Origin of the sequence: Pseudorhodoferax soli (assembly GCF_003337555.1) — a bacterium.
Classification (GTDB): domain Bacteria; phylum Pseudomonadota; class Gammaproteobacteria; order Burkholderiales; family Burkholderiaceae_C; genus Pseudorhodoferax; species Pseudorhodoferax soli.
This window is the reverse complement of sequence record NZ_QPJK01000002.1, coordinates 529,690-555,210: the sequence shown is the minus strand read 5'-3', so window position 1 is coordinate 555,210 and position 25,521 is coordinate 529,690. Positions and strand designations below refer to the sequence as shown.

The window sequence follows — 25,521 nt, the reverse complement described above, 5'->3', positions numbered from 1 at the left end:
TCAGCGCGCGGCCAGGGTCTTGGCGGTACGGGTGGTCGATCCCGGATCGAGTTCGAAGGTCTTGAGGCCGGCGGAGATCAGGTCCGGGGAGATCTGCAGCGCCCAGGCCGCGGCCACGGCGGCCAGCACGCTGCACACCAGCTTGTCGTCGCGCATGTTCTTGCCGCGGCGAGCGGTCAGCTGCTGGATGCCGGCCAGCGCCGTCACGCTGCTGCCCAGGGCCAGCACCAGCTGGCCCTGTTGCATCAGCACGGCCCGGCCACCATTGGCGCGGTGCGCCATGATGGCCGGCAGTTCGGCCTCCTTGCCGTACAGGATGACCTGGCCGTCACACAGCGAGGCCAGGGCGGCCACGCGTGCGTCGCTGGCGTTGAGCACGGCCACGCCATCGGACAGCACCACGTCGACCTGGGTGCGCAGCACGCGGGCGAGCTGGTCGGTCTCCTGGATGTCGAACTCGGCCAGGGTGCTGGCGCCGCCCATGTCGGTCACGATGCCGACCTGGCAGCGGTCGTATGCCAGGCCGTCCCGCAGGATCGAGGCCGGGCCGTTTTCCAGCACGGCGGCATTGACCGCGCGGTTCATCAGCAGGCGGTGGCCGCTCTCCCAGCCGGCGCAGTCGCCAGCGTCGACGCGGCGGCTGTCCAGGAACAGGCCGTCGCTGCAGGCCAGGCCGACGCGGCGGCCCGACAGGTGCAGCAGCCAGGCCACCAGGCGCGCGATGGTCGCCGTGCCCAGGGTGCCAGCCACACCGACGATGGGGATGCGGCCGTCCTCGTCCTCGGCGAACAGGTGGTCGACGATGGCCTGGCCGACGGGGCGCGGCGCGCCTTCGGCCGGCTTCAGGTGCATCAGCAGGCCGGGGCCGGCGTTGACCTCGACGATGGCGCCGCCCTGGGCCTGCAGCGGCTTGCCGATGTCTTCGGCGACCAGGTCGATGCCGGCGATGTCCAGGCCGACCACCCGCGCGGCCAATGCGGCCGCGTGCGCCACCTCGGGATGCACCTCGTCCGTGCAGTCGATCGCCACGTTGCCGGTGCGCTGCACCAGCACGCGCCGTCCTTTGGCCGGCACCGCGGCGCCGTCCAGGCCCTGGCGCTCCAGCAGCAGGCGCATCACGCCATCCTTCTCGAGCTGGATGGTCTCCAGCGGGAACTCTTCGGCGTCGCCGCGGCGCGGGTCGCTGTTGAGCTGGCTGTCGATCAGCTGCACCACGGTCTGGCGGCCATCGCCCGTGATCGACAGGCTCGCCCCACGCGCTGCCGCCACGACCTTGCCGCCGACCACGAGCAGGCGGTGCTCATCGCCGCGGATGAGGCGCTCGACGATGACTTCGCTGCCTTCGGCGTCGGCGACGCCGTAGGCCTTTTCGATGTCAGCCTGCTCGGAGAGGTCCAGGCTCACGCCGCGGCCATGGTTGGCATCCGAGGGCTTGACGACCACGGGAAGGCCGATGTCCTGTGCGGCCTCCCAGGCCGCAGCCGGGCTGTCGACCACCTGGCCTTCTGGGACGGGCACGCCGCACGCGGCCAGCAGGCTTTTGGTCAGGTCCTTGTCGCTGGCGATGCCTTCGGCGATCGCGCTGGTCCGGTCGGTCTCGGCGGTCCAGATGCGGCGCTGGCGTGCGCCGTGGCCCAGTTGCACGAGGTTGCCGTCATTGAGCCGGATGTGCGGGATGCCGCGGTCGGCCGCAGCCGCCACGATGCAGGCCGTGCTGGGGCCCAGGTAGCAGTCGTCGACCTTGGCGCGGATCTGGGCCACGGCGACGGGGACGGCGAAGCTCTCGCCATGGATCGCGGCCATCAGCAGCCGGTGGCCGCAGGCCAGGGCCGTGCGCGCGACCTGCTCGTCACGCGCGCGGAACACCATGCGGTAGATGCCACGCTGCGAGGTGCTACGGGTTTGCCCGAAGCCGGTCGGCATGCCGGCCAGGTTCAGCAGTTCGATGACCACGTGTTCCAGCACATGGCCGGCCCAGGTGCCTTCGACCAGGCGCTGCAGGAAGCCGCCGCGCTCGCCGACGCCGCAGTGGTGTTCGACCAGCGCGGGCAGCATGGCCACCAGGCGCTCGGTCAGGCCGGGGATCAGGTTGGATGGAAAGTCTTCCAGTTCGCCCAGGTCCAGCCAGACTTCCAGCGCAGAACGGTAGGTCCAGATGTTGGGGCCGCGCAGGTAGCGGATGCGCAGCAGCTGGATATCGGCCTCGCGCGACAGCGCCGGGGTGCTTGTCGTCATGCGGACCGCCTGGCGCGTTGTGGGTGGCCGCCGGCCCGGCAGCGCTGGCCTTCGGCGAGAATTTCGCGCCTCATCTGTTCAACATGCATCTTCCACATCAGGTCGGCCTTTCCAGTTCTACGCTCCAGTCGGCTCTCAGGGCAGAACTGGCAGGCGGTGAAAACGTAACAGCGAGCGTGGCGGTTGACCTGGATGCGCAACTGCGTTTTGCGCCGGGCCTGCTGGCACTGACCGAGCGGCGCCTGGTTGCTGTCACCTGCGAGACAGGTTTGCCGCAGGTCCGCAGCTGGCCGCTGGCGGTCGGCCTGGACCTGCGCCATTCCGACCACGCCGGCGTCGGCCAGCTCGAACTGCACGATGGACGCCAGCGGCTGGCGCACTGGCGTTTCACGCTCGCGGCAGACCCCCAGGCGCTGCGGCTGCTGCGCCAGTTCGAGCGGCGCGGCAGCCAGGAACCGGCCGACGAGGACGAGGGCAGCATCTGCCCGACCTGCCATGCCCCGCTGCCTGCGGACAGCGAAACTTGTAGCGTCTGTTTCCGCGAGTTGCATACGCCGCCTTCCACCTGGGTGTTGTTGCGACTGTGGCGCTTTGCGCACCCTTATCGCATGCAACTGCTGCTGGGCTTCGCGCTGACGCTGGCCTCCACAGCTGCAACGCTGGTTCCCCCCTACCTGACGATCCCGCTCATGGACGAGGTGCTGATCCCGTTCCAGAACGGCCAGCAGATCGCGCCCGGTACGGTGCTGGGCTACCTGGCCGGCTTGCTGGCGGCGGCGCTGCTGGGCTGGGGCCTGAACTGGTGGCGCACCTACCTGCTGGCCCTGGTGTCAGAGCGCATCGGCGCCGACCTGCGCACGGCCACCTTCGACCATCTGCTGCAGTTGTCCCTCGATTACTTCGGCGGCAAGCGTACCGGCGATCTGATGTCGCGGATCGGTTCAGAAACCGACCGCATCTGCGTTTTCCTTTCGTTGCATGCGCTCGATTTCGCGACCGACGTGCTCATGATCGGCATGACGGCGGCCGTGCTGTTCTCCATCCACCCGGGCCTCGCGCTCGTGACCTTGCTGCCGCTGCCCTTCATCGGCTGGATGATCCACGTGGTGCGCGACCGCCTGCGCACCGGCTTCGAGAAGATCGACCGCGTGTGGTCGGACGTCACCAGCGTGCTGGCCGACACCATCCCCGGCATCCGCGTGGTCAAGGCGTTTGCCCAGGAAGGCCGCGAGGCGCAGCGCTTTCGCGAAGCCAACCAGCGCAACCTGGAAGTCAACGACCGGCTCAACAAGACCTGGTCGCTGTTCACGCCCACGGTGTCGCTGCTGACGGAGATCGGCCTGCTCGTGGTCTGGGCCTTCGGCATCTGGCTGGTGGCGCACCAGCAGGTCACGGTCGGCGTGCTGACGGCTTTCCTGGCCTACATCGGCCGCTTCTACACGCGGCTCGATTCCATGAGCCGCATCGTCTCGGTCACGCAGAAGGCCGCCTCGGGCGCCAAGCGCATCTTCGACATCCTGGACCACCGCTCCAACGTGCCCGAGCCGGCTGAACCGGTGGCGCTGCCGGCCGGCGGCCTGCGCGGCGGGCTGCAGATGGACGGCATCGCCTTCCGCTACGGCAACCGTTCGGTGATCCGCAACCTGTCGCTGGACATCCGTCCGGGCGAAATGATCGGCCTCGTCGGCCACAGCGGCTCGGGCAAGAGCACCCTCGTGAACCTGATCTGCCGCTTCTACGACGTCAGCGAAGGCGCGATCCGTGTCGACGGCCTGGACCTGCGCCGCCTGCGCGTGGCCGATTACCGGCGCCACATCGGCCTGGTGCTGCAGGAGCCCTTCCTGTTCTTCGGCACCATCGCCGAGAACATCGCCTACGGCCGGCCGGGCGCCACGCGCGCCGAGATCGTGGCCGCGGCGCGCGCCGCCCATGCGCACGAGTTCATCCTGCGCCTGCCCCAGGGCTACGACTCGCTGGTCGGCGAGCGCGGGCAGGGCCTGTCCGGCGGCGAACGCCAGCGCATCTCTATCGCGCGCGCGCTGCTGATCGACCCGAAGATCCTGATCCTGGACGAGGCCACCTCGGCCGTGGACACCGAGACCGAGAAGGAAATCCAGAAGGCGTTGGACAACCTCGTCAAGGGCCGCACCACCATCGCCATCGCGCACCGGCTGTCGACCCTGCGCAAGGCCGACCGATTGGTGGTCATGGACCGCGGCCAGGTGGTGGAGGTCGGGCCGCACGACGAACTCATGGCGCGCCAGGGCGCCTACTGGCGGCTGTACGAGGCCCAGGTGCGGCGTGTCGACGCCGATGGCGACACCCTGGTCGAGCTGCCGGCCAGCCACCCGGCCCACCCGGCAGGAGGCGTGTGATGGATTTCGAACTGCAACGCCATCCCATGGGCCAGCTGGTGCTGCGCTTGGGCGGTGCCGAGCATGCCGGCGTGGTGCCCGTGCGGGCGTTTCCCCTGTCCGCGCCTGACCATGGCCTGTCGCTGGTGGGCAGTGACGGGCGCGAGCTGGTCTGGATCGAGCGGCTGGAGGCATTGCCGGTGGCGCAGCGCGCGTTGCTGGAGGAAGAGCTCTCGGCGCGCGACTTCCAGCCCGAGGTGCAACGGCTGCTGAGTGTGTCCACCTTCTCCACGCCCAGCATCTGGCGCGTGGAAACCGACCGCGGCACCAGCGACTTCGTGCTCAAGAGCGAAGAGGACATCCGGCGCCTGCCCGATGGCGGCCTTCTGATCGCCAGCGGCCAGGGCGTGCACTACCGCGTGCGCGACCGCCAGGCGCTGGACCGGCCCTCGCGCCGGCTGCTGGAGCGCTTTCTGTAACGCTCCGTGCGCTGTGTGAAGAATTTCGGGTCTTTGGAAGAAATAGGCCTAAATTCCCACCCAGTTCTGCCGTTAAGACAAGCGAGGCCAGGAAAAACCCATTTCCCGGCTGTTTGTCCAGTCCTTTGGTGAGCGCCATGCAACTGCCTTCTGTTGATCGCACTGTGAATGGGCCGGCCGCCGCCGGCGCCGATTCGCAGCCGGCCGCCGGCAGCCCGGCCGCGCCCGCCGGAACCGTGGCGCGGGCCACGCGTGAAGAAACCCGGGTGTTGCAGGAGCGCGCCGTCGCTGAGCAGCCCCAGCCCTCGATCCGGGTGGAACTGTCTGCCGAGGCCGATGCCTTGATCCGCTCCGGCCGTGCCGGCGAGGACGAAGCCGCCACGGCGGCCGGTGCCGTCATGGTGGCGGCGTCGGCCGCGGTCGGGCAGGGTGGTGCCCAGGCCGGGCAGACCGGCGCGGTGCCGCAGAAGTCCAGCATCGAGGCGGCGACCGAAGCCTTCGAGCAGCGCCTGCAGACAGACGCCGCCCCGACCGCCGAGACGGCCGAAGCCCTGGGCCGTTACCAGGCCACCGGCCAGAAGCCGGGCCCGGACCAGCCATCCGGCCCGGACGATGCGGCGCCCAAGAACTGGACCGAGAAGCCCAAGGTCGAGGAAGAAGAGCCGCCCGAGCCGCCCAAGGAGCCCATTTCCAAGAAGCTGCTGGACTTCCTGCAAAGCCTGTGGCGGGCCGGCGGCAACGCCATCGACGTGGCGCAGACCGGCAACCTCACGCTGAACCCGCCGAAAGAAGCCGACAGCCCGGTCACCTACACCGACCCGTCGGCCAAGAAGACCACCGGGCTGTGATGCCCGGCGGCCTGCGCTCAGCGCAGGTGGTGCACGGCGCCCTGGCCGTAGACCGGGGTCGCGATCCCTTCCATCCTCGCCTTCAGTTGCAGCGCCAGGTACTGCGAGTAGTGGCGTGACTGGTGCAGGTTGCCGCCGTGGAACCACAGTTGCGGCTGCTGCGTGGGCTTCCACATGTTGCGCAGCTCGCCTTCCCAGGGGCCCGGGTCCTTGGTGGTGCCCGAGCCCAGCCCCCAGCACTTGCCGACGCGGTCGGCCACCTCGGGCGAGACGATGCTGGCGACCCAGCCGTTCATCGAGCCATAGCCGGTGGCGTAGACCAGCAGGTCGGCCGGCAGTTCCGTGCCGTCGGTCAGCACCACGGAGCGCGGCTTGATCTGTTCGATGTTGACGCCGCTCTTCAAATGGATGCTGCCGTCGGCCACGAGCTCCGACGCGCCCACGTCGATGTAGTAGCCCGAGCCACGCCGCAGGTACTTCATGAACAAGCCCGAGCCGTCGTCGCCGAAGTCCAGCAGGAAGCCGGCCTTCTGCAACCGCGCATAGAAGTCCTTGTCGCGCTGCTGGATCGCCTCGTACACCGGCACGTGGAAGCTGTGCATGATCTTGAACGGCAACGAGGCGAACAGCAGGTCGGCCTTGTCGGTGGTGACGCCGTTGGCCACCGCCTCCTCGGAATACAGCCCGCCCAGCGCCAGTTCCATGAGCGAATCGGACTTCACGATGTGCGTGGACGAGCGCTGCACCATCGTCACATCGGCGCCGTGCTCCCACAGGTCGGCGCAGATGTCGTGGGCCGAGTTGTTCGAACCCAGCACCACGCAGTGCTTGCCGGCATAGGCTTCGCCGCCCGGGTGGGCGCTGGAGTGGTGCTGGTCACCCTCGAAGGTCTCAGCGCCGGCGATCGCGGGCACGGACGGAAAGCCCGACACCCCGAGCGCGAACACCAGCTGCGTGGGCCGCAGCACCACGGTCTCCAGCCGGCCATCCGGGTGGCGGCGCTCCACCGTCACCGTCCAGGTCTTGCTCGTCTCGTCGAAGCTGGCGCTCTTGGCCTCGGTCGAGCTCCAATAGTTGAGCTCCATGACCTTGGTGTACATCTCCAGCCAGTCGCCGACCTTGTCCTTGGGCGTGAACACCGGCCAGTCGTCCGGAAACGGCAGGTAGGGCATGTGGTCGTACCAGACCGGGTCGTGCAGGCACAGCGACTTGTAGCGCTTGCGCCAGGAGTCGCCAGCCCGCGCGTTCTGCTCGATCACGAGGGTGGACACGCCCAGGCGCTTCAGCCGCGCCGCCAGGCCGATGCCGCCCTGGCCGCCGCCGATCACCACGCAGTACGGCTGCTCGGTGTAGCCGAGTGCCGCTTCCTCCTGCTGGCGGCGCTCCAGCCAGGTGGTGCGGTTGCGGCGCGCGCCGTGCTCGGCGCCCAGTACGCGGCGCGTGCCCTTCTTTTCCTCGAAGCCCTTGAGCTCGCTCATCACCGTCAGCAGCGTCCAGCACTTGCCGTTCTTCAGCCGCAGGTGGCCGCGCCCGCGCGCCACCGCGGTTTCGAACGTGAACCAGCTTTCGGTCACGCCGTCGGCGTGGCTGGGCTGGTCCTGCACCTTCCAGCCGCTGGGCGCGACGCGGGCCAGGTTGGCCTGCAGCATGGCGGCGATGGCGTCCTTGCCCTCGGACGTGTGCAGGTTCCAGGTGAAGGCGACGAGGTCGCGCCAGTAGCAGTCGTCGGCGAAGGCGGCGAGCGCGGCGGCGATGTCGCCGCGGGCCAGCGCGGCGCCGAAGTCCTGCAGCCATTGCGCGGCGTCGGCGGACGGGGAGGTGACCGGCGTTTCGGCCAAGGTCTGGGTCATGCGGTTGTCTCCTTGCGGGTGGTGTCGCCGGGCCGGCTTGGCCGCGGCAGTCCCTGTTGCGCAAGCGGCATGCCCGCCACCTGCCGCCGCGCAAGTGCTTGTTCTGAAAGGATCTGGCAGCACCGGGACCACGCGAGGCTGTCACAGCCGGCGCGACACCTGTCGCATGCGGATGCGACAGGTGTACCGGCTGGTGCAACGCACTGTGTTGGGCGAGACGGTCTGCCGACGCGCCCTGCTGCGTTACCGCGTCTACCCGTTCAATGCACAGGCAGCGGCGCCTGTTGCAACTGGAAGCGCGCCGCCCCACCGTCGCTTGCCACGAGCTGCCAGCTGCGGTCGTGGAACGCCGCCACCGCCGGCCGGTGCGCAATCGACAGCAGGCCGCCGCCGGCCGCCTGCACCTGCGCGACGAGCTTGCCGTAGACCGCCTGCTCGGCCGGCGCGTCGAGCGCGCTGGTGGCCTCATCGACGAAGATCCAGCGCGGCTTCTTGAGCAGCACGCGGGCCACGGCCAGGCGCTGCTGTTCACCCCCCGAGAGCTTCTGGCTCCAGGCGTCCTGGCGGTCGAGGCTGTCCTGCAGTTGTGGCAACTGGGCGTCGCGCAACGCGGCGCGCAGGTCCTCGTCGCGGTAGTCGGAGGCTGGCTTGGGGTAGGCCAGCGCATCGCGCAAGGGTCCGTCGGGGAAGTAGGGCCGCTGCGGGATGAACATCACGTCTGCCGGCTGCGTCACGCTGCCGCTGGCATGCGGCCAGATGCCGGCGAGAGCGCGCAGCAAGGTGGATTTGCCGCTGCCCGAGGGGCCCTGCAGCAGCACGCGCTCGCCCGGCTCGATCTGCAATTTCAGGTCGGCCAGCAGCTGTGTTCCATCGGGCAGCGCCAGCCCGAGATTTTCCGTGGCCAGTGCGTGACCGCCCGGCGTGTAGCGGACGTCCTGCCCCTCACGGCGCTCTGCATGCGCAGCCAGGTGGGCTTCGAAGCTGGTCAGCCGGTCGGTCGTGGCGCGCCAGACCGCCAGCTCCTGGTAGTTCTCGACGAACCACGCCAGTGCGTTCTGCACCCGCTCGAAAGCCGAAGAGATCTGCATCAGATCGCCCAGTTGCAGCGCGCCGCTGAAGAAACGTGGCGCCGATACCAGGAACGGGAAGATCACCGCCGCCTGGCCGAAGAAGCTGCTGAACCAGATCAGCCGCTTCTGCGCGCGGATCAGGTCCAGGTAGTTGCCCAGCACCTTGCCGAAACGGGTGTCCAGCTGCGCTCGCTCGACCGGCTCGCCGCGGTCCAGCGCGATGGCCTCGCTGTACTCGCGCACGCGCACCATGTGGTGCCGGAAGTCGGCCTCCAACCGCTGCTGGCGGAAGTTGAGCCCGATCTGCGGTCGACCGATGAAGTGCGTGATCAGGCTGCCGGCCAGGCAGTAGAGCACCGCCATCCAGACCATGAAGCCCGGGATCTCGACATGCCGCCCGGCCACATCGAACGCGAACGCGCCCGACAGCCCCCACAGGATGCCGACGAAGCTCACCAGCGTGACGAAGGCGTTGAACGCGCCCATGGTCAGCGACACGGTGTAGGTGGTGAACAGGTTCAGGTCTTCCTGGATGCGCTGGTCGGGGTTGTCCGGTGGTGCGCTCCCTTCGGCCTGGCCGTAGCGCGCCAGCTCCATGCGGTAGAAGGCGTGGTCGGCCATCCAGCGCTTCAGGTAGCTGCCGGTCATCCAGGCGCGCCAGCGCATCTCCAGCAGCTGGGTCAGGTAGAAGCGGTAGACGGCCAGGATGATCATGCCGAAGGCCAGGATGGTGAAGCGGCCCAGCTGCTGCCAGAAGACGGCCTGGTCGCGCTTTTCCAGCGCGTCGTAGAACACGCGGTACCAGTCGTTGTATTGCACCAGCAGCCAGACCCCGGCCAGGTTGAGCACCACGATCGTGGCGAGCAGGCCGCGCGCGCGCCATTTCTCCTCGGACTGGAAGTAGGGCAGCGACAGGCGCCAGATGCGTTGCGCCTGCTGGCGCGTCAGCGCAAGCCGTTGTTGGAATTGCATGTCGTCCCGGCAGATCGTGGTGGGCGCAGCCATGCTAGCGCGGCCATCCGGTGGACGACTGAGGCGGAACTTAAGCGGACGCGGCGCCAGTCCAGTCAGATGGGAATGCGTCCGGAGATGCGCGCCCTGTCCAGCTGCCGAACGGGGTGTGCCGCCGGCCTACAGCGGCCGGCCCTGGGCCCTGCGCGCGGCGATGAAAGCGTCCAGGGCCTGCGCGCTGGTCTTGTGCGGCACATAGCCGAAGCGCTGCTTGAGCGCACTGTTGTCCAGCACCGGCCGGTAGCGCAGGAAGTCGAGCTGCTCCGGCCCGTAGCGCCCGATGCCCAGCGCGCGGCCCACGCGCAGTGCGCTGCGCAGCAGGCCCGCCGGCAGCACGAGGGGCCGCTTGCCCAGCCGCGCGGCGATGGCGTGGATGGTCAGGGCGCCGTCGCCGGCGAGGTTGTAGCAGCCGGGCTGGCCGCTGCCGTCCAGCGCGTGCAGCAGGGCGCCGCAGACGTCCTCGTCCCAGATGAAGACGAAGGGGCTGTCGCTGCCCGCGATCGCCAGCGGCCGCGCCTTCTCGAACAGGGCGGTGATCTGGTTGTCCACTCCCTCGCCCAGGATGGTGCCGATGCGCAGCACCGTCTGCGCCAGCTGCGGATGCCGGATGCGGGCCTCGGCCAGCATCTCCTCCACCAGCCGCTTGTGGTGGGCGTAGGCGAAGCTCTCGTTGCCGCGCAGCGGATGGTCTTCGGTCAGCCACCCGGGGTTGTCCGCGTGGTAGCCGTAGGCCGCGCCGCTGGAGGAAACGAGCAGGTGGTGCACGCCTTGCGCCAGGCATGCGTCGAGCACCTTGCGCGTGCCGCCCACGTCCACCGCATGCTCGAGCGCCCGCGTCGAGCCTTTGCCCGGCGTGACGATGGAGGCCAGGTGCACCACCGTGTCGATGCCATGCAGGGCCAGTACCTCTGCCAGTCCGTCGTCGCGCACATCCCAGCGCAGGTAGTCGATGCCGGGCAGGCGGCGCTCGGCCGGCACTTCGCGCAGGTCGGCCGCCACCACCAGGGTCGGCGCTGGCCGCGCCGCCAGCGCGCGGAGCAGGCCGCGGCCGAGGAAGCCGTCGGCGCCGGTCACCAGGATGCGTTCGGCCCTCATGGCGTTTCGTAGGCCGGAACACCGCCCCGCAAAGGCTGCCTGCCCCACCAGCTGGCCAGCACCAGGCCGGCGATGATGTCCCAGAAGCCCCACACGCCGGCCACCACCGCCATGCCGCCCAGGCCGCCGAAGAAGCTGAAGATCAGCACCAGTCCCAGGCCGGCGTTGCGGATGCCCACCTCGATGGTCAGCGCGCGGCGGTCGTAGTCGGCCAGGCCGAAGGCGCGTGCGCAGAGCCAGCCGGTGGCGAAGGCCAGCGTGTCGTGCAACGCCACCGCCACGATGACCAGGCCCACGTAGTCGAGGAAGAAGCGCCAGTTGCCGGCGATGGCGCCGAGGATGAAGACGATGAGCGTCACGAAGCTCAGGATGCGCATGGGCTTCTTGAAGCGCTCCGTCCAGCGCGGGAAGCGGTCGGCGCACCAGATGCCCAGCACGAAGGGCAGGCCGATGATGACGAGGATGTGGCCGCCCATCTCCAGCGGGTCGATGGCGATGCTCTGCATCAGCGCCGCGGCCGTGGGGTGCAGGCCGCCCCAGAACGCGAAGTTCAGCGGCATGGCCACGATGGCGATCGCGTTGGACACCGCCGTCATCGACACGCTGAGCGCCACGTTGCCACCCGCGCGGTGGGTGAGGATGTTGCTGATGTTGCCAGGCGGGCAGCAGGCCACGAGGATCATGCCGAGCGCGATGCTGGGGCCCACGCCCAGCAGCCGGGTGAGCGCATAGGTGATCGCCGGCAGCGCGATGAACTGCGCCCCCACGCCCACCGCGAAAGCCAGCGGCATGCGCGCCACGCGCTTGAAATCGGCGATGCGCGTGTCCAGCGCGATGCCGAACATCAGGAAGGCCAGCACCGCGTTGAGCACGGCGAGCGAGGCCGGGTTGAAGTTCAGGCGGATCTCGTCGACGGGCAGCATGGCGCCTCCAGGGGGTTACTGAAACGCCTCGGCTGCGGCGCGCACCGCCTTGCGGTAGGTGTCCTTGTGGACGTAGTACGCCATGCGTTCGAGCTTCAGGTAGCGGTAGCCGCCGGACATGTCGGGCCAGCTGGCGGGGGCGGCATCCCTGGCGGCCTGCAGCGCGGCGGCCTGCGGGCTGCCTGCGTCCAGCGCCTTGAAGTAACGCGCCACCAGCTCGGCCTGCTCGTAGCGGCCCTGCCATCCCAGCCCGCTGGCTTCCACCATGCCCAGCACGGCCAGCCGATCGAAGCGCGGCGCGAAGATGTTCAGGTACAGGCGCGGCGCCATGCCCTGCCAGTTCAGCAGCGCATGGTCCAGGAAGGGGTAGTGCAGTTTGTAGCCGGTGGCGGCCAGGATCAGGTCGTAGTCGCGTGCCTGGCCGTCCTTGAAGTGCACGGTGTGGCCGTCGCAGCGCTCGATGTCGGGGCGCACGCCCACGTCGCCATGGCCGATGTGGTAGAGGATCAGTGAGTTCACCACCGGGTGGGACTCGTACATGCGGTAGTCGGGCCGGGGGAAGCCGAAGCGCACCGGGTCGCCCGTGAACCACTGCAGGATGGTGCTGTCGATGCGCTGCTTGAGCCAGGGCGGCAGGGTGAGCTTGCCTCCGATCGAATCGGCCGGTTTTCCGAACACGTACTTGGGCACGAAGTAGTAGCCGCGGCGCACCGAGATGTCGGTGCTTCTGGCGTGGTGCACGGCATCGACCGCGATGTCGCAGCCCGAGTTGCCCGCGCCCACGATCAGCACGCGCTGGCCGGTGAACTGCGTGGCCTCTTTGTAGGCCGAGGTGTGCCACATCTTGCCGTCGAACTGGCCGGGGAAGGTCGGCATGTTGGGCTCGGCCAGCGTGCCGTTGGCGACCACCAGGCCCTTGTATTCGGCCACCTCGGGCGCCGCGTCGCCGGTCTGCGTGGTCAGGCGCCAGCGCGTGCCGGGCGCGTCGGAAACGGGCTCGGCCTTCAGCACGCGGGTCTGGAAGCGGTAGTGGCGGTGCAGCTCGAAGCGGTGCGCGAAGGCGCGGAAGTAGTCCAGCAGCTCGCGGTGGCTCGGGTAGTCGGCCACGGCGTCGGCCATCGGGAACTCGCTGAACTCCGTCATGCGCTTGCTGGAGATCAGGTGCGCCGAGGCGTAGACCGTGGAGCGCGGGTTCTCGATGTTCCACAGCCCGCCGACATCGCCGTGGGCTTCGAAGCCCTGGAAGGCGATGCCCAGCTTCTGCAGGTTGCGGGCCCCGGCCAGGCCCGAGGGGCCGGCGCCGATGAGGGCGATCTGTTCGTGCGTAGCGGTGCTCATCGTTTCACGCCGGGAATCTCGGTGGCACCGGCTTCGCCCGGCCGCGGTTTGCGCGGCTGCGCCAACAGGATGCGGTCGTGCAGCGGCGCGGGCAGCAGGGCCAGTGTGCGGGCCAGCCAGCCGGTGCGGCGCGGCAGCACGATGTGCTCGCGGCCGGCTGCCACGCCGGCCAGCAGGCGCTGGGCGGCATCGTCGGGCTCCAGCAGGCCCGGCATGGCGAAACGGTTGCCAGCGGTCAGTGCCGTGCGCAGATAGCCCGGGCTCACGGTGTGCACGCGCAGCGCGGTGGGGCGCAGTTCGGCGCGCAGGCTTTGCAGGTAGGCGATCAGGCCGGCCTTGCTGGCGCAATAGGCGCCGTTGCCGGGCAGGCCGCGCCAGCCCGCCACGCTGGCCACACCGACGAGGGCGCCTGGCCGCCCCGTGGCCTGCATCGCGGACAGGAAGGGCCCGAAGGTGGCCGCCACGCCGAGCAGGTTGATCTCCAGCATGCGGCGCAGCACGGCCAGGTCTTCGGGGTGCGCCGTGTCGAAACCACCGGCCACGCCGGCATTGGCGATGACGATGTCAGGCGGGCCGAAGCGCGAAGTCCAATCCGCCGCCATGGCAGCCATGGCGGGGCCATCGCTCACATCGGGGGTGTAGACGGCGCAATGGCCGGGCGCCAGCGCGGCCAGCGGGGCCAGGGCCTTGCGTTGCAGTCCGACCAGCGCCACCCGCGCACCGCCGGCGATCAGCGCACGGGCGAGTGCCTGGCCCAGCCCGCCGCAGGCACCCGTCAGCACGGCGTTGTCGAACGTCAAGAACAGTCTCCTCCGCGGCGCATGCTAGCGGGCGCTGCAGGCCGCCGCATCCGGGTGTTCCGCAGGGGCGCGCGCCCCGTCGGCCGCTCAGCGCGCCGGGGGAGGGTGGTTGGCGACGCCGTGGCTCACATGCCCGGCTGGCACATGGCGGGCGGCCGAGCGCACGTGCGTCGTCTGGTCGTCGAAGAAGAAGTCGGGCTCGAATTCGCGCAGGAACTCGCCCTTGGGCAGGCCGCCCAGGAACATGGCCTCGTCGACCTCGATGTTCCAGTTCATGAGGGTGCGGATGGCGCGCTCGTGCGCCGGCGCGCTGCGCGCCGTGACCAGCGCGGTGCGGATGCGCATGCCGGCCTGGGACGCCTGCTGCAGCCGGTGCAGCGCGGCCAGCAGCGGCTTGAACGGGCCGTCGGGCAGCGGCAGCGCGGCCTTGTCGGTCTCGTGCAGCTGGAACGCGTCCAGGCCCTGGGCCTGGAACACCTGCTCGGCCTCGTCGGAGAACAGCACGGCGTCGCCGTCGAAGGCGATGCGCACCTCGTCGGGGTGGTTCTTGCCCGCCTGGACCGACTCCGTCAGCACGCGGGCGGCCGGGAAGCCCTGGGCCAGTGCCTCGCGCACATCGGCCTCGTTGGCCGACAGGAACAGGTGGGCGCGCAGCGGGCGCAGGTAGCCGAATGGATCGCGCCCCTGGGTGAACACGCCGCGCTCGAGCTTGATGCCGGCCTCGCGCACCGAACGGAAGATGCGCATGCCGCTGACCGGGTCGTTGCGCGAGAGCATGACGACCTCCACACGCTGCTGCGCGGGGTCGTTGAAGGCCAGCAGCTTGCGCACCAGCGAGAAGGCCACGCCGGGCCGAGCCGGCACTTCCAGCCGCGAGAGCTGCAGCTGCATGTAGGCGCGCGCATCGCCGGCGTCGAACAGACGGTTCTCCTCCTCCAGGTCGAACAGCGCGCGCGAGGAGATCGCGACGACGAGCTTGTCTTCCAGGGTGGCGGGCATCGGGTTACCTCGCGAATTGGTTGAGCTGGATGATGGGCATCAGCACCGCCAGCACGATGAGCATGACGATCATGCCCATGGCCACGATCAGCAGCGGCTCCAGGATGGTGGCCAGTGCCATGGCGCGGCGCTGCACCTCGCCGCCGATCTGGCGCGCAGCGCGCTGCAGCATGGTGGGCAACTCGCCGGTCTGTTCTCCCAGGCGCGCGAACATCGAGACCAGGCCGGGGAAGCGCTTCTTCTGGGCCAGCGCCGAGGCCAGCGGCGCGCCTTCGCGCACCGCCACCAGCGCGTCGAGTGCGTCGGCGCGCATGGCGCGGTTGTTGAGCGTCTCGGCGGCGGCCTGCAGTGCGCGCAGGATGGGCACGCCGGCCGCTGCCAGCATGGCCAGCGTGCTCGTGAAGCGCGCGGCGTTGTAGCCCGCGGCCAGCTTGCCGATGAGGGGCAGGCGCAGCACCAGGGCGTCGAAGCGCTGGCGCACGGCCTCGGCGCGCAGCGACAGCTTCAGGCAGACGCCGCCGGCCAGCAGCAGCAGCGCGATCCACCAGCCGTGGTGGCGCACCACGTCGCTGATGGCCAGCATGACCACCGTGAGGATGGGCAGCGCGCGCTTGGTGCCCGCGAACACGTTGGCCACCTGCGGCACCACGTAGCCCACCAGGAACATCACGATCACGATGGCCACCAGGCTCACGATGGCCGGGTACAGCGCGGCGCCGATCAGGCGCGATTTGAGCTCCTGCTGGGTCTCCAGGTCTTCGGCCAGCCGGTCCAGCACCAGGCCGAGATGGCCGCTCTGCTCGCCGGCGCCGATCACGGCGGTGTAGATCGGGCTGAACTCGCGCGGGTGCCGGGCCAGCGCCTTGGCAAAGGAAGAACCGGCATTGACCTCCGAACGCAAGCCGGCCAGCAGGTGGCGCTGGCGCTCGTCCTCGGCCTCCTCGGTCAGCGCGGTCAGCGCACGTTCGAGCGGCAGGCCGGCCGAGACCAGTCCCGAGATCTGGCGCGTCCACACGGCCAGCGCCGTGCCGCGGAACACGCGGCCGGCGAACAGCCCACGCGAGCGCGGCGGTGCCTCGCCCACGCCCTGGCCGGAACCGACCGGCTCGACCGAGAGCGGCACGAGCGCCTGGGCGCGCAGCATGCTGCGCGCCGAGCGCGCGGTGTCGGCCTCCAGCACGCCCTTGCGGGTCGCACCTTCGGCATCGACGGCTTCGAATGCGTAGGCTGGCATCGGCGGCTCAGTCGCGTGTCACGCGCAAGAGTTCTTCGCGCGAGGTGACGCCTGCCGCCACCAGGCGTTCCCCGTCCTCGCGCATCAGCAGCATGCCGTTGCGCTGCGCGGCGGCGCGGATGTCGGCCTCCGACGCGCGGTTGTGCACCTGGGCGCGGATCGCATCGTCGGCCACCAGCAGCTCGAACACGCCGGTGCGGCCCTGGTAGCCGGTGTGGCCGCAGGCGTCGCAACCCGGGCCGCGGCAGGTGGTGCACAGCTTGCGCACCAGGCGCTGGGCCTGCACGCCCAGCAGCGAGGAGCTCAGCAGGAAGGGCTCCACGCCCATGTCGATCAGCCGGGTGACGGCGCTGGCGGCGTCGTTGGTGTGCAGCGTGGCCAGCACCAGGTGGCCCGTCAGCGAGGCCTGGATGGCGATCTGCGCGGTCTCGAAGTCGCGGATCTCGCCGATCATGATCACGTCCGGGTCTTGCCGCAGGATCGCACGCAGGGCCTTGGCGAAGGTCAGGTCGATCTTGGCGTTGACCTGGGTCTGGCCGATGCCGGGCAGCTCGTACTCGATCGGGTCTTCCACCGTCATGATGTTGCTGCGCGAGGCGTCGAGTTCGGAGAGCGCAGCGTACAGCGTGGTGGTCTTGCCCGAGCCCGTGGGCCCGGTCACGAGGATGATGCCGTGCGGCTGGGCGATGAGTGCCTGCAGCTGGCGCAGCGCCTCGCCCTGCATGCCGACGGAGGTCAGGCTGATGCGCTCGCTGGACTTGTCCAGCAGCCGCAGCACGGCGCGTTCGCCGTGCGCACTGGGCAGCGTGGAGACGCGCACATCGACCGCGCGCGTGCCGATGCGCAGGCTGATGCGGCCGTCCTGCGGCAGGCGTTTCTCGGAGATGTCGAGCTCGGCCATGATCTTGAGGCGCGAGATCAGCGCGGCGTGCAGCGCGCGGTTGGGCTGCACCACCTCGCGCAGCGTGCCGTCCACGCGGAAGCGCACGCTGGAGTGGCGCTCGTAGGGCTCGATGTGGATGTCGCTGGCGCCGTCGCGCGCGGCCTGCGTCAGCAGCGCGTTGAGCATGCGGATGATGGGCGCGTCGTCCGAGGTCTCCAGCAGGTCTTCCACCGCCGGCAGTTCCTGCATCATGCGCGACAGGTCGGCATCGCTCTCGACCTCGCTGACCACGGCCGCGGCGTTGGACTCGCCCTGGGCATAGGCGGCGCTGATGCGCTGGGCCAGCGCGGCCTGGGCCAGCGACTGCACATGGCGCACCCGGTGCTTGCGCATGACCTCGGCCACGGCGGTCGGCGGCGTGGCCGGGTGCAGCCACAGCGTGAGCTCGCCGAGGTTCTCTTCCAGCAGCAGCTGCTGGCTGCGGGCGAAGGCGTAGGGCAGCGGGTGGCGCATCACTGCGGCGTGGTCACAGGCTGCGACGGCGCGCCCGGCGTCTGGGTCTGCAGGTTGGTGGAGGGCGGCAGCAGCGGCGCTGGCATGGTCGCCGCAGCCGGGGTCAGCCGGCGCAGCGGCTGCTCGGGCAGCACGGGCGCCTCGTTCACGCGCACGAGCGAACTCTCCACCGGCTGCGCCTGTTGCTGGCCCACGCGCATGAGGTCGTAGCGGTCCATGGACAACTGCTCGGCCGAGGAGTTGTCGCGCACCACCACGGGGCGCAGGAACACCATCAGGTTGGTTTTCCTGCGCGAGCGGGCTTCGCTCTTGAACAGGTTGCCGAAGAACGGGATGTCGCCCACGCCCGGCACCTTTTCCTGGTTGCCGCCGTATTGGTCCTGCAGCAGGCCACCCAGCACGACGATGGAGCCGTCGTCCACGAGCACGGTGGATTCGATGGCACGCTTGGTCGTGGTCGGGCCGCTCGCGGCCGATTCGGTGCCCGACTTGACGGCCGAGCTCTCCTGGTAGATCACCATCTTGACCGTGCCGTTCTCGTTGATCTGCGGGCGCACCCGCAGCGTCAGGCCCACGTCCTGGCGCTCGTAGGTCTGGAACGGGTTGACGGTGCCCGAGCCGGTGCTCGTGGCGTTGGTGTAGGAGCCGGTCACGAAGGGCACGTTCTCGCCGATGATGATGCGCGCCTCCTCGTTGTCCAGCGTCAGCAGGTTCGGCGTCGAGAGGATGTTGCCGTCGGTGTTGGTTTCCAGGAAGCGCGCCAGGAAGCCGAGCACGTTGTTGCCGTTCTTCTGGTAGATGTAGCCCAGGTTGCCGCCGGTGGAGGGCAACGCCGTCTGCCCGGCCGTCGTGGTGCCGGAACCGTTGAGCAGGCCGGGCGCGATGCTGAAGATGTTCCTGCCACCCACGCTGAAGTTGGTGCCGAGTGCCGCCAGGTTCTTGCCGCCCAGCAGGGCCGACCACTGGATGCCGAACTCGGCCGCCTTCTCGGCGTTGACCTCGACGATCAGGCTTTCCACGAGCACCTGTGCGCGCCGGCCGTCGAGCCGGTCGATGACGGTGCGCAGCTGGCGGTACTGCGGCTCGGGCGCGGAGATGATCAGCGAGTTGGTCGAGGGGTCGGCCTGGATCTGGCCGCCGGTCGACGGCTGGTTGCTGTTGCCCTGGCTCAGGTTGCCGCCGCCCGAGCTGCTGCTGCCGAAGCCCGAGACGCTGTTGGTGCTGCCACCCGAGCTGCTGTTGCTGCTGTTCGATCCGAACGAGGTCTGCAGCGTGCCCAGGTTGGACGTGCTGCTGCCGGGCACGCTGCCGCCGCCCTGCGTGCCGGTGCCGCCGGTGTTGCCCGCTGCCATGGCCGCGCGCAGCGTGGCCGCCAGTTTCACGGCGTCGGCGTTCTTGAGGTAGACCACATGGATGTTGCCGCTGGCGGCGCTGGAGCCGGGTGCTGGCGGCTGGTCCAGCCGCGCCACCAGCGAGCGGATCAGGTTCATGCGCGCCGGGTTGCTGGCGCGCACCACCAGCGCATTGCTGCGCGGCTCGGCCAGCAGCGTGGTGCGGTATGAGGTGTCGGCGGCCTGGCCCGCGGCCGGTGCTGCCCCACCGCCTGTGCTGCTGCCCGGTTCGACGAGGCGCGACACCAGGGGCGCCATGTCGCTGGCGAGCGCGTGGCGCAGCGGGATCACCTCCACGTCCGTGGCGTTGGAGACATCCATGGCCGCGATCACGCGGCCCAGCCGGCGCAGGTTGTCGGCGTAGTCGGTGATGACCAGCGAGTTGGTGCCTGGGTTGGCGTTGATGGTGTTGTTCGGGCTGATCAGTGGGCGCAGCACCGGCACCAGGTTGTTGGCGCTTTCGTGGTTGAGCCGGAAGATCTGCGTGACGATCTGGCTGCCGCTGGGCAGGCCGCCGTCGCCACCATCGCTGATGCTGACGGGGCTGCTCTGCAGCTTGGCATCGGCCTCGGGCACGACCTTGTCGAGACCGGCGGCATCGACCACGGTGAAACCCTGCATGCGCAGCGCCGCGATGAACTGGCTGTAGGCCACCGAGGGCGGCACCGGCTGGTCCGTCGACAAATTCATCGTGCCCTTCACGCGCGGGTCCACCACCACGTTGCGCCCGGTGATGGTGGCCATGGTGCGCGCCACGGCCTCGATGTCGGCGTTCATGAAGTTCAGCGTGACCGGGTCGCCGCGGCGCGGGCCGCTGGGCACCAGGCTGACGGTGCTGGGGCCGCCCGGGGCCGGCATGGCAGCGGCCGGCATGCCGGCCTGCGGCACCTGCGGCGCCGGCGGGATCTGGGCCCGCACCGGCAGGGCGCTGCACAGCAGCGCGGCGGCGAGGGCACAGGCCCGGGGGGTCGGGTGGGCGGGGCGTCGGTTCAGGAAGGAGTGCATCGGGCTAGCCCACTTGGATGATGGAACGCAGGCCATTGCGTCGGCCAATGATGTTCAGGAGATTGGAAAGCGCGTCGACCCGCTCGGGATCGGCGATGGCCTCGCCGGAGAAGCGCAGGCGCGAGCCCACCCATTGTCCGCTGCCATTCAGGCTGAGGCTGCCGGAAATGGTCTCCAGCCGCAGGCTGGGCGGCGCGTCGTCGCCGCCGCCGGCCAGCGTGAGCCGGTAGCTGCCCATGGGCTTGAGCGTGGACAGGCGCGAGGACAGCTCGCTGGCCTCCAGCTGCAGGCGGCCGTTCACCAGAACGCGCCCCGAGATCCATTCGAGCGACAGGTCTTGCGCGGACAGCGCCAGCGTGCCCTCGGGCTGGACCGTGTTCCAGGGCGTGCCGAGGCCGGCCAGCACCGTGGCCGGCCAGTGCGACTGGCCATCGCCGACCAGCACGCGCGCACCGGTCCAGCGCGGCTGGGCGCGCACCTGCCAGGGCTGCTGCATGCAGCAACTCGCGCGCATGGCCAGCTTCAGGCCCGACAGCGCGGGGCGCAGCTGCCACTCGAAGCGGCCGGGCAGGGCGATGGCGTCGCGGCTGTCCGCGCCGCCGGCCAGCACCAGCTGTGCCGAGCCGTTCCACAGGCTGCCGCGCGGCGCGCGCAGCAGCACGTGCTGGTCGCTGCCTTGCTCCACGGCCCAGGCCAGCCAGCTGGCCGGCGCGAACACCAGCACGCCGGCCAACAGCCCGACGGCGCCACCCAGCCAGGCCCAGCCCCAGGGGGCGCGCGCGGTCGCGGTGGTGCGGGGGGCACGCGCCACGGTCAGCGGGCCGGCAGCGTGAGGACCAGTGCGCCGTCCCAACGGGCGGGGGCGTTGGCGGGTCCGGCCGCGCGTGTCAGGCGGGCCTCGGCCGGCAGTGCGCGCGCATTGACGCGTGCCTGCGTAAGCCAGCGGGCCAGTGCATCGGCCTCGGCGCCCTTGAGCGTGAGCGTGGCGCGCTCGCCCGCGACGCTGAGCTGGGCGGTGCTGCCCAGACGCTGGCGCACCGAGGTCTCCAGCGCGCGCAGCGCGTCGTCGTAGGGCAGACGCGGCTGGTTCTGCAGGGCCATGGCATCGGACTGCAGGCCGCGCATGGTCTGCAGCTGGACATCCAGCGCATGGTGCTGCGCCTCGGCATGGCGCAGCGTGGCAAGGGCCGGGCCGAGCAGAACCCACCAGGCCAGGGCCACCAGCACGATGGCCCCGGCCAGCACGACGGCGCCACGCTCGCGCGGCGCGAGCAGGTCCCAGCGGGTGCGCAGCTGTTGTTGAATTGCGGCGATCTTCATGGTGTGGCTCCGGCACCGGGCAGGGCGCGCAGCAGCAGGCGCTCGCCTTCGGACTGCGCCGCCATGCCGTGGGCACGCAGCCGGCTGTTCAGCGCGGCCAGGGCCTCGGGGTCGGTGGCCAGGCCGCGCAGCCGGGCTTCGCCGTTGCCGAACTCGATGGCCTGCGGCACCTGGGCGGGCGGCAGCGTGGCACCGAGGGCGCCCAGCATGGCTTCGAGGTCGCGCGGGCCGTAGGCGCCGGAGGCCTGGCGCAGCAGTTCAACCTCGCGCGCCATCTGCACCGGCGCGTCGACCACCACCCGCACGGACGGAAAACTGCTGGAGAGCACGCCGCGCACGGCGGCGCGCTTGTCGGCCAGGGCGGTCGATTCCTTCCAGGCCCAGGCGTTCACGCCGACCAGGTGGGCGGCCACCAGCAGGCCGAGGCCCCAGCGCGCCGGGCGCCACTGCGGGCCGCGGGCGATGGCGGCCATGCGGCGCAGCGTGCCCTGCACGGCGCGGCGGCGGTCGGAGCTGGCCAGATCGAACTGCGCCAGGTCCCAGCTGCCGGCACCGGCCTGCAGCCAGCGTTCCGTGGCGGGGCGCAGCTGCACCTGGCGGGCGCCGCTCTGCTCGGCCAGCTGGGCGAGGGCGGGGTCGGCCAGCACGGGCACCTCTTCGGCGCTGCCGGCCTGGGCCAGGGCCCAGTCCAGCGACGGCGCGGCCAGTGGCAGCACGCTGACGCCCTGCGCGCCGCTGTAGGCCAGCCAGGCGGACTCGGGCGTGCCGAGGATTTCGATCTGCTCGCTGCCGGGCGCCAGCTCGGGCACGACACGGGCGGCCGGGCGGCGCGCCGCCTCCAGCAGGTCCAGGCCGGCGCGCAGCCAGGCGCGGTCGCAGGTGGCGACCCAGGCCGGGGCCTGGGCGCGGGCACCGGCCTCTAGCGCGAAATGCACGGCGCCGGGCTCGTCGAGCAGGCGGTCTTCGAGCAGGCCTTCGAGCAGCGCGCGCAGGCGGGGCGTCCCGGCGGCGGCGCGCGCGAGCGAGCCCTTGGGCAGCTCGACGCGGTGCCAGGACAACGCCTGCGCAGGCACGAGCGCCACGGTCTCGCGTGCGGCGGGCAGCAGCGCAGCCACGGCATGCGCGTGGGCGCCGGCGGTGCGGCCGTCGGCGCTCAGCACGTACTCCAGCGGTGTGGCTGCACCGGGGGTGTCCAGGGGCAGGACGACGATCAGGGTGCTCAAGGTTTCTCTCTCGGAGGCGGAGGGACGCGGCCGGGCCGCGCTTGCGGCGCGCGATTGTAGAGAGCGCTGATGACGGTCACGGCTGGCGCTCTCCGGCCACGCGTTGGCGCCAGATGGTGGTGACGGCGGGATTGCGGCCCGCGGCGCGCTTGATCAGCGAGCGCTCGCTGACCACGGTGCCCTCCATGCGCAAGCGGCCGTTGACTTCGAAAAAGCTGGAGCGCACGGCGTAGTCGCCTTCGGTGAGCTGGCCGACCCGGTCGAGGATCCTCGCCGCGTCCGCCACGGTGCGCAGCGCGCTGTTGTTGCGGGCCTGCACGAGCCGCTGGGCCGCTGTGAGGTCCACGTCTTCCATGGATGCGGCGATCACCTGCGGGCTGGCGGTGTTCAGGTTGATGGCGGTCGTCTGCGGCAGCAAGGTGACATAGGGCTCCAGCAGGCGTAGCGTGCCTGGCGAGACGCCGAGCCAGGCGAGCTGTTCGAAGCGTTCGGGGCGCAGCGGCACGTCCGCACCGTCGTCGGTTTCCTTCTGGCTGGCGCGGCGCAGGTTCTCGGCCATGGCCATGAGTTCGGCCTGGGGCAGGCCCAGCAGCTCGAACAGCCGCTTGAAGGCCTCCAGTGGCTTTTCGAGCAGCTTGCCTTCTCCGTCCACCAGATTGGCGACGTTCATGCGCGACTGCAGGTCGACGATGCTGCCCGAGAGGAACACCTCGGGCAGGCCTTCGTCGCCGCCCTGGTTGACGCCATTCTCGGCCGCCAGGAAGGTGGACATGCGCGATTCCTGCAGCGGCACGGCCCACGGTTCGGCCAGGTGGTCGGTGTCGCTGGCCGTTCCGTCCTGGCGCAAGATCAGCCGGGAAAAGTCCAGCGCACCGATCAGCACCCATGCCGACTGGCTGCGCGCGCGTTCGGACTGCTCGACCTCGACCGCGCGCCACTGCTGCCACAGCGCGGTGGCGGCAAAGGTCGCCACCAGGGTCACGGTCAGCATGGCGAGCAGCAGGGCTGCGCCGCGTTGGGCGTGGGCGCGCCTCATCGGTCGCTGCCTCCGACCGTGGGCCGCACCCAGTCGCGCGTGATGGTGCCCGACACCGCGCCGCCCGGCGGCAGCTCGAGCACCAGGCGCACGCCGTCGGGCACATCGGTGCCGCCGCTGTTGCCGGTCTGCGGCGTGTCGGCGCTGGACAGCGGGTTGGTCCAGGTGTTGACGCGGTAGTAGAAGAGCCGCCAGTCCAGCAGGGGCGCGATGGCCACCTCGCGTTGGCGCTCGTCGCTGCTGGGCGTCTGCGCCCAGTTGCCGGCGCGCTCCCAGGCCTGCAGCAGCTGGGCCCGGCTGTGCAGCACGGGCGACTGCCAGCGCAGCCACTGGCCGCCGTCGGCCACGCCGCGGCGCGTCCACGCCACGACCAGCGGGCCGGTCTCGCCGGGCGTGGTGCTGGCGCGCACGATGCGCATGACGCGGCCGTCCCAGTCCAGCGGCGGCCGCTCGGTGACATCCAGCATGGCGTCCAGGTCGGCGGTCCATTGCGCCAGGCCGGCCTGCAGTGTCAGCACGGCGTCGGTGTGGGCGCGGGTGGCGGCCTGCGTGCGGGTCATGCCGTCCAGGCCGCGCCAGCTCAGCACGGCGACGATGGCCATGATGGCCAGCGCGATCAGCAGCTCGACCAGCGTGAAGCCGCGGTGGGCCCTGCGCATCTAGAAGCGCCCCTGGATGGTGGTGATGCGCAGCACCGGCACGCCGTCTTCCAGCACCTGTGCATCGATGCGGCGAAAGCTCGGGTTGGGGGTGGGGCGCACGCCCAGCTGCACACGGAACATGCGGCCTGCCTGCTCGCAGGGCTGGTCGGTGTCGCCGACGCCGGGCAGCTGGCGCGCCAGGCGCAGCGCCATGAGTTCGTTCTCGGCACAGATCTGGGCCAGCAGCACGTCGCTCTGGCGCGTGGCGTTGCGCGTCAGCGCGCTCGTGGCCTGGGTGCCGGCCAGCAGCGCGATGGCGACGATGCCGAGCGCCACCAGCACCTCGACCAGCGTGAAGCCCCGGCTCGGGCGCATCACGGCTGCACGTTCTGCACCGCGAACGGGCGCACGCCGTCGGTCGCGACGCGCAGCGCCAGCTGCGGGTTGGCGACCGAACGCAGTTCCAGCCACTGCGCGCCGATGACGGGTTCGGGCCCCAGCAGCACGCTGGCCTGCGCAGCGACGATGGTGTCGCGGCTCAGCCAGTGTTCGGGCAGCGTGCCGGGCAGCGCACCTTCGAAGCGGAAACCGCCTTCCAGCGCGCGCCAGCGCACCGGCACGCCATTGGCGCGCGACTGCGCACGGGCGGCGTCGAACAGCGCCGCCAGGCGCTGGGCCTCGCGTTCGAGCTGGCTGTCGGCGCTGTCGCGGAACGCGAAGCCGACACCGGCGCTGGCCAGGGCCACGATGGCCACGACGACCAGCAGTTCGAGCAGCGTGAAGCCGCGCGGGCGCGTCGGCTTACTGCCAGCTGCCGATGTCCGCATCTTTGCCCTCGCCGCCGGGCTGGCCGTCGGCGCCGAAGGACATCACGTCGATCTCGCCCTTCACGCCGGGGTTGAGGTACTGGTACGGGCGGCCCCAGGGGTCGTTGGGCAGCTTTTCCAGGTAGGGCTTCCAGTTGATGGGCGCCGGGTTGGTGGTCGGCTTGACCAGCAAGGCCTGCAGGCCTTGCTCGCCCGTGGGGTAGCGCTGGTTGTCCAGCCGGTACATGCGCAGGGCCTGCACCAGGTTGGTCACGTCGGTCTTGGCGGCGGTGGCGCGCGCGTCGTCCGCGCGGTCGAGCACGTTGGGCACGATCAGCGCGGCCAGCACGCCGATGATGACCAGCACGACCATCAGTTCGATCAGGGTGAAGCCGGCCTGGATGCGGCGGCGGGAGCGGGACAACAGATTCATGGAGATGTGGAGCGCTGCTGGGGCGAAGCGTTCC

22 protein-coding genes are annotated in these 25,521 nt (G+C 70.5%); 3 read left to right on the top strand and 19 right to left on the bottom strand.

Annotation, left to right across the window (positions count from 1 at the left end; translation table 11 throughout):
- Nucleotides 1-2,235 carry a cyanophycin synthetase gene (locus DES41_RS09280; protein WP_245965635.1) on the bottom strand — a complete coding sequence of 745 codons (2,235 nt, stop codon included), beginning with the start codon at nucleotides 2,233-2,235 and terminating at the stop codon, nucleotides 1-3.
- 83 nt (nucleotides 2,236-2,318) lie between these two features.
- Here DES41_RS09280 and DES41_RS09275 point away from each other — a divergent pair, with 83 nt between their 5' ends.
- The 3 genes from DES41_RS09275 (at nucleotide 2,319) to DES41_RS09265 (ending at nucleotide 5,916) form a co-directional block, all read left to right on the top strand.
- Complete coding sequence (locus tag DES41_RS09275; RefSeq protein WP_114467806.1) at nucleotides 2,319-4,610, top strand: cyanophycin metabolism-associated ABC transporter; 2,292 nt, start codon at nucleotides 2,319-2,321, stop codon at nucleotides 4,608-4,610.
- The gene (locus DES41_RS09270) at nucleotides 4,610-5,068 is read left to right on the top strand and encodes a cyanophycin metabolism-associated DUF1854 family protein (protein ID WP_114467342.1); all 459 of its coding nucleotides are present in this window, start codon (nucleotides 4,610-4,612) and stop codon (nucleotides 5,066-5,068) included. The genes DES41_RS09275 and DES41_RS09270 overlap by 1 nt, the downstream gene beginning before the upstream one ends.
- Before the next feature lie 137 nt (nucleotides 5,069-5,205).
- On the top strand, nucleotides 5,206-5,916 hold the full coding sequence (locus DES41_RS09265) for a hypothetical protein (protein ID WP_147282821.1): 711 nt from the start codon (nucleotides 5,206-5,208) through the stop codon (nucleotides 5,914-5,916).
- A gap of 17 nt (nucleotides 5,917-5,933) precedes the next feature.
- Here the strand turns inward: DES41_RS09265 and DES41_RS09260 are convergent, their stop codons facing one another.
- The 18 genes from DES41_RS09260 to gspG all read right to left on the bottom strand — a co-directional run bounded on the left by DES41_RS09260 (nucleotide 5,934) and on the right by gspG (nucleotide 25,487).
- Nucleotides 5,934-7,766, bottom strand: coding sequence for a flavin-containing monooxygenase (locus DES41_RS09260; RefSeq protein WP_114467340.1), 1,833 nt, complete (start codon nucleotides 7,764-7,766; stop codon nucleotides 5,934-5,936).
- 260 nt (nucleotides 7,767-8,026) lie between these two features.
- On the bottom strand, nucleotides 8,027-9,808 hold the full coding sequence (locus DES41_RS09255) for an ABC transporter ATP-binding protein/permease (protein ID WP_114467805.1): 1,782 nt from the start codon (nucleotides 9,806-9,808) through the stop codon (nucleotides 8,027-8,029).
- A gap of 159 nt (nucleotides 9,809-9,967) precedes the next feature.
- Nucleotides 9,968-10,942 (bottom strand): SDR family oxidoreductase, encoded by a 975-nt coding sequence (locus DES41_RS09250; protein WP_114467339.1) that lies wholly within the window; start codon nucleotides 10,940-10,942, stop codon nucleotides 9,968-9,970.
- Nucleotides 10,939-11,865 carry a bile acid:sodium symporter family protein gene (locus DES41_RS09245; RefSeq protein WP_114467338.1) on the bottom strand — a complete coding sequence of 309 codons (927 nt, stop codon included), beginning with the start codon at nucleotides 11,863-11,865 and terminating at the stop codon, nucleotides 10,939-10,941. Before DES41_RS09245 ends, DES41_RS09250 begins: the two co-directional genes overlap by 4 nt.
- 15 nt (nucleotides 11,866-11,880) lie before the next feature.
- A complete protein-coding gene (locus DES41_RS09240; RefSeq protein WP_114467337.1) occupies nucleotides 11,881-13,203 on the bottom strand; it encodes a flavin-containing monooxygenase in 1,323 nt (440 codons plus the stop codon).
- Complete coding sequence (locus tag DES41_RS09235) at nucleotides 13,200-14,003, bottom strand: SDR family oxidoreductase (protein ID WP_245965634.1); 804 nt, start codon at nucleotides 14,001-14,003, stop codon at nucleotides 13,200-13,202. Before DES41_RS09235 ends, DES41_RS09240 begins: the two co-directional genes overlap by 4 nt.
- A gap of 87 nt (nucleotides 14,004-14,090) precedes the next feature.
- Nucleotides 14,091-15,002: a 5'-nucleotidase gene (locus DES41_RS09230; protein ID WP_114467335.1), complete on the bottom strand. Its 912-nt coding sequence runs from the start codon at nucleotides 15,000-15,002 to the stop codon at nucleotides 14,091-14,093.
- A 4-nt stretch (nucleotides 15,003-15,006) separates the two neighbouring features.
- Nucleotides 15,007-16,236, bottom strand: a complete 1,230-nt coding sequence (gene gspF / locus DES41_RS09225; RefSeq protein WP_114467334.1) for a type II secretion system inner membrane protein GspF — start codon at nucleotides 16,234-16,236, stop codon at nucleotides 15,007-15,009.
- 7 nt (nucleotides 16,237-16,243) lie between these two features.
- Nucleotides 16,244-17,632 carry a GspE/PulE family protein gene (locus DES41_RS09220; protein WP_114467333.1) on the bottom strand — a complete coding sequence of 463 codons (1,389 nt, stop codon included), beginning with the start codon at nucleotides 17,630-17,632 and terminating at the stop codon, nucleotides 16,244-16,246.
- Nucleotides 17,632-20,028 (bottom strand): type II secretion system secretin GspD, encoded by a 2,397-nt coding sequence (gene gspD, locus DES41_RS09215; protein ID WP_425466345.1) that lies wholly within the window; start codon nucleotides 20,026-20,028, stop codon nucleotides 17,632-17,634. Before gspD ends, DES41_RS09220 begins: the two co-directional genes overlap by 1 nt.
- Before the next feature lie 4 nt (nucleotides 20,029-20,032).
- Entirely contained in the window at nucleotides 20,033-20,839 is an 807-nt protein-coding gene (gene gspN, locus DES41_RS09210) for a type II secretion system protein N (protein WP_114467332.1), read from the bottom strand.
- A 2-nt stretch (nucleotides 20,840-20,841) separates the two neighbouring features.
- Nucleotides 20,842-21,348, bottom strand: coding sequence for a type II secretion system protein GspM (gspM, locus tag DES41_RS09205; RefSeq protein WP_114467331.1), 507 nt, complete (start codon nucleotides 21,346-21,348; stop codon nucleotides 20,842-20,844).
- Nucleotides 21,345-22,571 carry a type II secretion system protein GspL gene (gspL, locus tag DES41_RS09200; RefSeq protein WP_114467330.1) on the bottom strand — a complete coding sequence of 409 codons (1,227 nt, stop codon included), beginning with the start codon at nucleotides 22,569-22,571 and terminating at the stop codon, nucleotides 21,345-21,347. Before gspL ends, gspM begins: the two co-directional genes overlap by 4 nt.
- 76 nt (nucleotides 22,572-22,647) lie before the next feature.
- Nucleotides 22,648-23,607: a type II secretion system minor pseudopilin GspK gene (gene gspK, locus DES41_RS09195; protein WP_114467329.1), complete on the bottom strand. Its 960-nt coding sequence runs from the start codon at nucleotides 23,605-23,607 to the stop codon at nucleotides 22,648-22,650.
- Nucleotides 23,604-24,266 (bottom strand): prepilin-type N-terminal cleavage/methylation domain-containing protein, encoded by a 663-nt coding sequence (locus DES41_RS09190; protein ID WP_114467328.1) that lies wholly within the window; start codon nucleotides 24,264-24,266, stop codon nucleotides 23,604-23,606. Before DES41_RS09190 ends, gspK begins: the two co-directional genes overlap by 4 nt.
- On the bottom strand, nucleotides 24,267-24,623 hold the full coding sequence (gene gspI, locus DES41_RS09185; RefSeq protein ID WP_114467327.1) for a type II secretion system minor pseudopilin GspI: 357 nt from the start codon (nucleotides 24,621-24,623) through the stop codon (nucleotides 24,267-24,269). It abuts the gene before it with no gap.
- On the bottom strand, nucleotides 24,623-25,075 hold the full coding sequence (locus DES41_RS09180) for a pilus assembly FimT family protein (protein ID WP_114467326.1): 453 nt from the start codon (nucleotides 25,073-25,075) through the stop codon (nucleotides 24,623-24,625). Before DES41_RS09180 ends, gspI begins: the two co-directional genes overlap by 1 nt.
- Nucleotides 25,050-25,487 carry a type II secretion system major pseudopilin GspG gene (gspG, locus tag DES41_RS09175; RefSeq protein WP_211332935.1) on the bottom strand — a complete coding sequence of 146 codons (438 nt, stop codon included), beginning with the start codon at nucleotides 25,485-25,487 and terminating at the stop codon, nucleotides 25,050-25,052. Before gspG ends, DES41_RS09180 begins: the two co-directional genes overlap by 26 nt.
- Nucleotides 25,488-25,521: the final 34 nt, after the last annotated feature.

What these genes read in the sequence shown, in the direction of transcription:
- DES41_RS09280 (WP_245965635.1), bottom strand. Translation starts at nt 2,235, where the DNA reads ATGACGACAAGCACCCCGGCGCTGTCGCGCGAGGCCGATATCCAGCTG.
- DES41_RS09275 (WP_114467806.1), top strand. Translation starts at nt 2,319, where the DNA reads ATGCATCTTCCACATCAGGTCGGCCTTTCCAGTTCTACGCTCCAGTCG.
- DES41_RS09270 (WP_114467342.1), top strand. Translation starts at nt 4,610, where the DNA reads ATGGATTTCGAACTGCAACGCCATCCCATGGGCCAGCTGGTGCTGCGC.
- DES41_RS09265 (WP_147282821.1), top strand. Translation starts at nt 5,206, where the DNA reads ATGCAACTGCCTTCTGTTGATCGCACTGTGAATGGGCCGGCCGCCGCC.
- DES41_RS09260 (WP_114467340.1), bottom strand. Translation starts at nt 7,766, where the DNA reads ATGACCCAGACCTTGGCCGAAACGCCGGTCACCTCCCCGTCCGCCGAC.
- DES41_RS09255 (WP_114467805.1), bottom strand. Translation starts at nt 9,808, where the DNA reads ATGCAATTCCAACAACGGCTTGCGCTGACGCGCCAGCAGGCGCAACGC.
- DES41_RS09250 (WP_114467339.1), bottom strand. Translation starts at nt 10,942, where the DNA reads ATGAGGGCCGAACGCATCCTGGTGACCGGCGCCGACGGCTTCCTCGGC.
- DES41_RS09245 (WP_114467338.1), bottom strand. Translation starts at nt 11,865, where the DNA reads ATGCTGCCCGTCGACGAGATCCGCCTGAACTTCAACCCGGCCTCGCTC.
- DES41_RS09240 (WP_114467337.1), bottom strand. Translation starts at nt 13,203, where the DNA reads ATGAGCACCGCTACGCACGAACAGATCGCCCTCATCGGCGCCGGCCCC.
- DES41_RS09230 (WP_114467335.1), bottom strand. Translation starts at nt 15,002, where the DNA reads ATGCCCGCCACCCTGGAAGACAAGCTCGTCGTCGCGATCTCCTCGCGC.
- gspF (WP_114467334.1), bottom strand. Translation starts at nt 16,236, where the DNA reads ATGCCAGCCTACGCATTCGAAGCCGTCGATGCCGAAGGTGCGACCCGC.
- DES41_RS09220 (WP_114467333.1), bottom strand. Translation starts at nt 17,632, where the DNA reads ATGCGCCACCCGCTGCCCTACGCCTTCGCCCGCAGCCAGCAGCTGCTG.
- gspD (WP_425466345.1), bottom strand. Translation starts at nt 20,028, where the DNA reads ATGCACTCCTTCCTGAACCGACGCCCCGCCCACCCGACCCCCCGGGCC.
- gspM (WP_114467331.1), bottom strand. Translation starts at nt 21,348, where the DNA reads ATGAAGATCGCCGCAATTCAACAACAGCTGCGCACCCGCTGGGACCTG.
- gspK (WP_114467329.1), bottom strand. Translation starts at nt 23,607, where the DNA reads ATGAGGCGCGCCCACGCCCAACGCGGCGCAGCCCTGCTGCTCGCCATG.
- DES41_RS09190 (WP_114467328.1), bottom strand. Translation starts at nt 24,266, where the DNA reads ATGCGCAGGGCCCACCGCGGCTTCACGCTGGTCGAGCTGCTGATCGCG.
- gspI (WP_114467327.1), bottom strand. Translation starts at nt 24,623, where the DNA reads ATGCGCCCGAGCCGGGGCTTCACGCTGGTCGAGGTGCTGGTGGCGCTC.
- DES41_RS09180 (WP_114467326.1), bottom strand. Translation starts at nt 25,075, where the DNA reads ATGCGGACATCGGCAGCTGGCAGTAAGCCGACGCGCCCGCGCGGCTTC.
- gspG (WP_211332935.1), bottom strand. Translation starts at nt 25,487, where the DNA reads ATGAATCTGTTGTCCCGCTCCCGCCGCCGCATCCAGGCCGGCTTCACC.